The sequence below is a fragment of the Variovorax sp. Varisp36 genome, from assembly GCF_047304235.1.
Lineage (GTDB): Bacteria > Pseudomonadota > Gammaproteobacteria > Burkholderiales > Burkholderiaceae_C > Variovorax.
Map to the genome: position 1 here is coordinate 1 of NZ_JBGLYU010000092.1, position 2,603 is coordinate 2,603.

Genomic DNA, 2,603 nt, shown 5'->3' on the forward strand with positions numbered 1-2,603 from the left:
CTGTCGATGCTGCTCGTGGCCGTGCTCAGACCGGTGGAGGTCGAGGTCGACAGGCTGGCGACGTTGCTGTTCGTCGTACTCAGGCCGCTCGACAGGCTGGTGATACCGCTTGTCGCAGTGCTCAGGCCGGTGGACAGACTGCTTATGCCGCTTGTTGCAGTGCTCAGGCCCGTCGAAGTCGAGGTCGACAAGCTGGCGACGTTGCTGTTGGTCGTGCTGAGGCCCGTCGACAGGCTGCTGATGCCGCTGGTCGCCGTGCTCAGGCCTGTGGAGGTCGACGTCGACAAGCTGGCCACATTGCTGTTCGTCGTGCTGAGACCCGTCGACAGGCTGCTGATGCCACTCGTCGCTGTGCTCAAGCCGGTGGAGGTCGAGGTCGACAGGCTGGCGACGTTGCTGTTCGTCGTGCTCAGGCCGGTGGACAGGCTGGTGATGCCGCTGGTGGCCGTGCTCAGGCCCGTCGAGGTCGAAGTCGACAGGCTGCTCACATTGCTGTTGGTTGTGCTGAGGCCCGTCGAAAGGCTGCTGATGCCGCTCGTCGCGGTACTCAAGCCGGTCGAAGTCGACGTGGACAAGCTGTCGATGCTGCTGGTAGCCGTACTCAGCCCGGTAGACGTCGAGGTCGACAGGCTGGCGATACCGCTGGTCGCCGTGCTCAAACCGGTCGAGGTCGACGTGGACAGGCTAACCACGTTGCTGTTTGTCGTGCTGAGACCCGTCGACAGGCTGCTGATGCCGCTTGTCGCAGTACTCAGGCCCGTCGAGGTCGAAGTCGACAGGCTGGCCACGTTGCTGTTGGTGGTGCTCAAGCCGCTCGACAGGCTAGAAATACCGCTGGTGGCCGTGCTCAGCCCCGTGGAAGTCGAAGTCGACAGACTGCCGATACTGCTCGTCGCAGTGCTCAGGCCGGTTGACGTCGAGGTCGACAAGCTGGCAACAGTACTGTTGGTCGTGCTCAGGCCGGTCGACAGACTGTCGAGACCGCTGCCCGCCGTGCTCAAAGCGGTCGACAGGCTGGAGATGCCGCTGGTGGCCGTACTCAGCCCCGTGGAGGTCGAGGTCGACAGGCTGGCGACGGCACTGTTGGTCGTGCTCAGGCCGGTCGACAACGAACCCGCGGTCGTGGAAAGTTGGCTGACATTGACGGCATCCTGCGGAGCACTGCCCGGGGCCACCCCCGTGATCTGGCGATTGCCCACGTTTACCTCGCCCGACGAGGTTTGCGGCGCGGCTAGGCCGAAGGCGGTGTAGTTGGTCAGCGCCCCCACGTTGGCCACTGAGCCAGCGCCCAGCGCTACGCTGTTGGCCACGTTGGTCTGCGCATTCAAGCCCAGCGCCACGCTGGCGTTGCCATTCGATATCGCGTTCTGGCCGATGGCCACGCTGTCGGCACCGAGAGCCTGACTGTCTGCACCCGTACTGTTGGTATGGAAATACTTCGTACCGGTGTTGTAGATCGTGCTGACCGACGAACTCAGCGTACTCAGGTTGCTGTTCGTCGTGCTCAGCCCCGTCGACAAGCTTCCAATGCCGCTGAAGGAGGTGCTCAGGCCCGAGGATGTCGAAGTTGAGAGGCTGCTGAGGCTGCTGTTGGTCGTGCTGAGGCCCGTCGACAGGCTGGTGATGCCGCTGGTCGCAGTGCTCAAACCCGTCGAAGTCGACGTGGACAAGCTGCCGATGCTGCTCGTAGCCGTGCTCAGGCCGGTCGACGTCGAGGTCGACAGGCTGGCCACATTGCTGTTCGTCGTGCTCAAGCCACTCGACAGACTTGTGATGCCGCTGGTCGCGGTGCTGAGCCCCGTGGAGGTCGAGGTCGACAGGCTGGCGACGTTGCTATTGGTCGTGCTCAGGCCGCTCGACAGGCTGGTGATACCGCTGGTAGCTGTGCTCAGGCCCGTCGACGTCGAGGTCGACAAGCTACCCACGCTGCTGTTCGTCGTGCTCAGGCCGGTGGAGAGGCTGCTGATACCGCTGGTCGCGGTGCTCAGCCCGGTGGACGTTGAAGTCGACAAGCTGGCAACGTTGCTGTTCGTCGTGCTGAGCCCCGTCGACAGGCTGCTGATGCCGCTTGTTGCAGTGCTCAGGCCCGTCGAGGTCGATGTAGACAGGCTGGCCAGGTTGCTGTCCGTTGTGCTGAGGCTGGTAGACAAGCTACCGATACCGCTGGTCGCAGTGCTCAGACCCGTCGAAGTCGAAGTCGACAGACTGCTCACATTGCTGTTGGTTGTGCTGAGGCCCGTCGAAAGGCTGCCGATGCCGCTCGTCGATGTGCTCAAGCCGGTGGAGGTCGAGGTCGACAGGCTGCTGATGCTGCTGGTGGCCGTGCTCAGCCCCGTGGAGGTCGAAGTCGACAGGCTGGCGACAGCACTGTTGGTCGTACTCAGGCTGCTCGACAGGCTGGCGATACCGCTCGTCGCGGTGCTAAGACCCGTCGAAGTCGAAGTCGACAAGCTGGAGACATTGCTGTTCGTCGTGCTCAGGCCGCTTGACAGGCTCGTGATGCCGCTGGTTGCGGTGCTCAGGCCTGTGGAGGTCGAGGTCGACAAGCTCGTCACATTGCTGTTGGTGGTGCTCAGACCAGAAGACAGGCTGGTGATGCCGCT

1 protein-coding gene is annotated in these 2,603 nt (G+C 63.2%); it reads right to left on the minus strand.

Annotation, left to right across the window (positions count from 1 at the left end; translation table 11 throughout):
* The coding region (locus ACCD11_RS28250) for a beta strand repeat-containing protein (RefSeq protein WP_413316431.1) at positions 1-2,603 on the minus strand (2,603 nt) is incomplete at both ends.